Source organism: Croceivirga sp. JEA036, assembly GCF_011882165.1.
Classification (GTDB): domain Bacteria; phylum Bacteroidota; class Bacteroidia; order Flavobacteriales; family Flavobacteriaceae; genus Croceivirga.
On the sequence record NZ_JAATON010000004.1, the window covers coordinates 383,693 to 389,743 of the forward strand.

Annotated in this window: 4 protein-coding genes; all 4 read right to left on the reverse strand. The window is 38.1% G+C overall.

The features are described 5' to 3' along the window. Positions 1-10: 10 nt before the first annotated feature. Positions 11-1,045 (reverse strand): COX15/CtaA family protein, encoded by a 1,035-nt coding sequence (locus tag HCO57_RS13030; protein WP_167989371.1) that lies wholly within the window; start codon positions 1,043-1,045, stop codon positions 11-13. An 80-nt stretch (positions 1,046-1,125) separates the two neighbouring features. Then, entirely contained in the window at positions 1,126-3,060 is a 1,935-nt protein-coding gene (locus tag HCO57_RS13035; RefSeq protein ID WP_167989372.1) for an OmpA family protein, read from the reverse strand. Between the two features lie 10 nt (positions 3,061-3,070). Beyond that, positions 3,071-4,009: a type IX secretion system membrane protein PorP/SprF gene (locus HCO57_RS13040; protein ID WP_136952121.1), complete on the reverse strand. Its 939-nt coding sequence runs from the start codon at positions 4,007-4,009 to the stop codon at positions 3,071-3,073. A 22-nt stretch (positions 4,010-4,031) separates the two neighbouring features. Continuing rightward, a partial coding sequence (locus HCO57_RS13045) for a gliding motility-associated C-terminal domain-containing protein (protein WP_209066161.1) occupies positions 4,032-6,051 on the reverse strand: 2,020 nt, incomplete at its 5' end.

Here is a 6,051-nt window from a genome sequence, read left to right on the forward strand (position 1 = left end):
GTGGGCAAAGTTACAAATTAATGTTGTTCTTAGTTTTATGGAATACCTTTAAAAACAGGTAAAATTGTATTCCAAATAATATGGAGGCTATAACTAAATGTAAAGGTTGGCTTCCAAAGGGAAAGTCTAAATAAAACATAGCCATGCCTGTTAAAACTTCTATTAAAATAAAAAGCATTACCCAATTTATTTCTGGGAGTTTCCAATCGTTTTTTCGGATTTTCCAAAATAAAAAGCAATTGGTAAGTAGTACTAGGATAGATAGTGAACGGTGCACATAAAATGTAATATCTGGGTTCTCTAACCATAGATTCTTGGCCAAATATCCTACAACGTCTATTTGGTGGTCTACGGCTTGCCTAACTTGGGTACCTAGTATTATTTGTATTAGACTTAGTATAATACTGAAAAGTACCACACTTCTAATTAGAGCTGGTCCTTTAAATGGTTTTTTACTTTGTTGCGCATTGTATATTAAAAAAAGAAGCATGGCTACAATAACCAAAGCCATGAACATATGTAGTGTTATCCTCACAGGAGCTAAAACAGAATACACCACTGTTGCCCCTAACCATGCTTGAAAACCCATGCCAAAAACAACCAGCCAAGCTAAAAGAGGAATTAATTTACTTTTTTTCCAAAACCAAAAAGAGAATATAGCTAAGGCCAAGGTTGCAAACCCCGCTAGAGCTCCAAAAAGCCGATTAATATATTCTATCCAAGTATGCCAAACGTTAAACTCTGCATAATCATGTTTGGTATAGGCTTCCCAGTTTTTTGGATTGTAAGTATTAGAAGTAGTAAAATTAGCGGTAGCTACCCAAAGTGCTTTATTTTGTATAATAACCTGACCTTTTTCAAAATCTCTGTTGGCTTGCCATTCCAATACGGTTTCATCCGTCGGGGGTATGTAATACCCGAAGCATTTAGGCCAATCTGGGCATCCCATGCCACTACCTGTCATCCGTACAACAGCTCCGGCAACAATTACCAAGTAGACTAAAACAAGGGTAATTTTTGCCAATTTTAAAAAGGACTTTTCCATAGCAAAATTTGAGTGCAAAATTACGCATTCTTTCTATGAAAAAGTCCTTCTATACCAGTGTAATTAGGTTTTGTTAAACCCTATTTTTTTATAACAATAAGTTCTGCCCTACGGTTAATGTGGTTTTGTTCTGGTGTACAGTTATTCCAGACTTTACAATCGTTCAATAGTTCATTTTCACCAAAAGATTTTTCATCAATTCTACTGGCATCAATACCATTTGCAACTAAATATGCTTTTGTTGTTGTAGCTCTTCTAGAAGATAATTTGTCATTATAAGCATCGCTTGCTAATGCATCCGTGTGTGCTCTCACTTCTATTTGTACTTTAGGGTAGGCCTTTAAAAATGCAAGGGCTTGGTCTAATGTATTTTTAGCGGTAGGGGTTAGATTATACTTATCCAAATCAAACAAAATTGGTTCTAATTTTAAATAGGCGATTAAATCTTCTCCCAAAGCAGGTAATGTAACTAAAGGCTCAAGATATAAGGTAATTTGTCGTTGCTCTTTCATCTCGGTGATTTTCATATCACTGCGCTTATATCCTTCTTTGCTTGCTATAATTATAGCGTTAGTGGTGTAACAGTCCAAAGCTACTACCGCATTACCATCTTTGTTAGTAGCGGTTTTAGTAGTGGGTGTGTCTCCTGATACATCTACATTAGCCATAGCTAACGGATTGTTACTACCTTTTTCTAGAACAATAATCTCTAAATCTTTAAAGCACTCAAAACGTAAGGGTTTCAATTGTTTTATGCCGTAAATGTCATCACTACCTTGTCCTCCCTCGCGGTTAGAGGCAAAGTATCCTTGTTTACTCTCAGAATTTAAAATCAGCGAAAAATCGTCCTCAATGCTATTTACAGGAGTTCCTAAATTAATTACAGGTAAAGGTTCTTCTTGGTCTAGTTTGGTAGCAAACATATCTAGACCACCTAAGCCTGGATGACCATTAGAAGCAAAAAATAATACCTCTTCTTTTGTGATGAAGGGGAAGCTCTCAGTACCTTCCGTATTAATCTTGTTTCCTAAATTTATGGGTTCCCCATAGCTACCATCCTCTTTAATTGCTACTTTAAAGATGTCTGACGCACCTAAAGTTCCTGGCATGTCAGAAGCAAAATACAACCATTTACCATCAGCGCTCACCGTTGGATGTGCTACAGAATATTCTTTACCGTTAAATGGCAGTTCTTGTACTTTTTTCCATTCGCCATTTATTAAACTCGCTTTAAAAATTTTAAGTCTGCTAACGCCTTCACTATCTCTAGAAAAATTACCATTGGTACTGTTGTTTCTGGTAAAATATAAGGTTGTGCCATCTGGTGATAGGGCAGGAGAGGATTCATGAGTTTTCTTGTTAATAGATTTGTTCATTTTCAAGGGTTCTGCCAAATCCCCACTAGCGGTAACTTTAGATTTAAATAAATCTAAAAATGTTTTGGTATTCCATGAGTGAATGTTTTTAGAAAACATGCCGGTATCTCTAGCAGAAGCAAATAAAACACCTTCTGGAATAAAAGCAGGCGAAAAGTCGGATTCTGTGGTGTTTATGCTTAAAGAGTTGACGCTAAAAGTACCAGCTCTTGATTTAATATCTTCTAAATAATCTCGATTTTTATTAAAATTTATAGCTCTTTGGTCATCTGTATTGAGTGCTTGAAATTTTTGCATCCATTCATCAGATTCCTTATAATTTTCCAAAGAACGTAAGGTTGTTGCATATCTGTAGATAAATTCTGGGTCACTATCAAAATCATCAGAAGTTACTAGTTTTTCATACCACTTTGCAGCTTCTTTATAATTAGCTACTAAATAATTAGAGTTACCAAGTCGTTTTAATACTTCTGTGGTACTGTATCCTTTTTTTATTAGCGTTTCATAACCTACTATAGCATCACTATATGCATAATTGTCATATTTCTTATCTATTTTTTTTAAGGTGGATGTTTGCGCTGCACAAACTAAACTAATACAAGTATATAACAGTATTAGGTTGTTTCTTAAAAATGTCATGGTTCTGTGTTTAAAAAAATCTAGGAGACAGTACTTTCTTATCTACCTTCCGAAATTCGTACCTTAAAAATAGTTCAAAAGAACCATCATTAAAACTTTGATTCCCTAATTCTGTTGTTTCCCTATCGTAGGCAAGGCCTAACATTAGTTGGTCACTTAATTGAAATCCTGCTAATGCACTCACCGCGGCATCCCATCTGTATGCTGCCCCAGCGTAAAATTTCTCATTAAATAGAAAATTGGCAGAAATATCTGCTTGTAGGGGAGCCCCACTTACAGCTTTTAAAAGTAATGCAGGTTTAAATTTGGTAAAATAGCCCAAATCAAAAACATACCCAGTAATAAAGTATAAATTCATTCGCTCTTTAGCCACATAAGATGTGCTTTCCGCTTCGTTATCAAAATGCTCGGTTTGCAAAAAGTTGGGTACAGAAAGTCCCGTATAAAAACGGTCTGTGTGATAAAATACTCCTGCGCCAAAATTAGGAGAAAACTTATTATCGATATTAGCTTGGTTACCAGGATCTGTGCTAGAGTCATAAATTCTCAATTTGTTAAAATCGATATTTAAAATATGACCACCAGCTTTTAGACCAAAGGAAAGTTTTCCTTGGTAAGAGACAGGAATACTATAGGAGAATGAAGCATCAAAATAGGTGTCTTGATTGGTTCCATTTCCTATTTCATCATTTATTACGGATAAACCTAAGCCTACACGTTCACTTACAGGACTGTGCAAGTTTAAGGTTTGTGTGGTAGGAGCTCCGTCTAAGCCTACCCACTGAGACCTATGCAATGCCGCAACACTAAACACCCCACGATTACCAGCATATGCCGGATTTATAGAAATGGTGTTATACATGTATTGGGTATACTGCGCATCTTGCTGGGCAAAAATACCTTGCAAGCTAAACAAGGCAATACATAGTAGAGAATATATAGTTTTCATGTCTTTAATTTTATGGGGAATTTTATCTATTGATGTATAAGTAGCCAGATTTTTTCTTGGCATTACCGTCGTTTTCATAATCTATAATGTAGAAGTATACACCAGCAGGTAACTCTTCATTCTGTTGTATGGTTACCCTGCCCTCAGAAATACCTCTAAATGCCTTATCTTCATTATTATAACCAGTTGCACTGAATACTTTTACTCCCCATCTGTTAAATACTTCTACCGTATTATTTGGGAATTGTTCAATGTTTACAATTTGGAATACATCTTGTCCCAAACTCGGATTCATTAATTCTGAAGCAATAGAAATATCGCAAGCAACACCATCTGGTATAGTACCACCGACATTGCTACATGCATCTAATGGGTCAGTGCCATCAGTAACTTCTTGTCCGTCTGCAATTCCATCTCCATCAGAGTCAGATAACACAGGGTCTGTACCTAGTGCATCTTCTTGGTCATTGGTTAGACCGTCTTCATCACAATCGCTGCTGCCTAAAGCAGTTCCGTCAACAGAATCACAATCATCTAAAGGATTTGTATTATCTAGTATTTCTTGGCCATCGTTAATACCATCACCATCTGAATCTGGATTTAAAGGGTCTGTTCCTAATAATTCTTCTTCACCATCTAATAAACCGTCATTATCAGAATCGGGATTGTAAGGTTCAGTTCCTAAACTTGCCTCTTCATCATTAGTAAGCCCATCGTCATCACAATCACTCGCTCCTAGAGCAGTACCGCCATTAGAATCGCAATCCTCTAAAGGATTTGTTTCATCTGCTACTTCTTGTCCGTCACTTATACCATCACCATCCGAATCTGGATTATTAGGGTCAGTACCTAATAATGTTTCTTCGTTGTCGTTAAGACCATCGCCATCCGAATCCACAGAAATAATAACTTCTCCAGTACCTACATTACCAGCAGCATCCGTAGCTGTAATCGCTATGATATCTTCATCAAAAAGAGTAGGGAAACTACCATTGATTGGCATTGCGGTTTCTGTATCTATACTCCAATTTCCTGTAGCATCAGTAGTTACAGAATAGGTTACATCTGTAATTCCATCACCATCAGAATCTAAGCCCACTGTTAAGGTCTCATTTGGACCATCAGTTCCTGTTAGGATAGGGGTAGTATCGATAGTACTAAAGCTATCCACAATAGGTATAGAATTATTTAGGTTGATAGGTTCGTTATCGGTAGCCGGATTACCCGCTACATCAGTAACATCCGCCGTTACGTTGATAGTTCCATTGTCCAATCCAGAGATATCGGCATCGGTAGCCGTCCACGCGTTACCCGAAACAGTAGCGGTAGTGGTCACTGGAGGATTCACCCCATCATCAAAAGTAACCGTTACTACTTGTCCATCTTCCACATCCGTAGTAGTCCCTGAGATGGTAACGTCCCCATCTTCGGCAGCATTTACAATGTTATCTCCTTCAATAGGAGTGGTAATATCGATAGTTGGTACGGTATTATCCAGTGTAATAGGGTCGTTATCGGTAGCTGGGTTACCCGCTACATCCGTAACATCCGCCGTTACGGTGATAGTTCCATTGTTTAATCCAGAAATATCCGCATCTGTAGCCGTCCACGCGTTACCAGTTACGGTAGCGGTAGTAGTTACTGGAGGATTCACCCCATCATCAAAAGTAACGGTTACCACTTGTCCATCTTCCACATCTGTGGTAGTCCCTGAGATGGTTACATCGCCATCTTCGGCAGCACTTACGATATTGTCACCCTCGATAGGGGTAGTGATGTCAATAGTTGGCACCGCATTATCCAAAGTAATTGGGTCGTTATCGGTAGCCGGGTTGCCCGCTACATCCGTAACATCCGCAGTTACGGTGATAGTTCCATTGTCCAATCCAGAAATATCCGCATCAGTAGCCGTCCACGCATTACCAGTTACGGTAGCGGTAGTAGTTACTGGAGGATTCACCCCATCATCAAAAGTAACGGTTACCACTTGTCCATCTTCCACATCTGTGGTAGTCCCTGAGATGGTTACATCGCCATCTTCG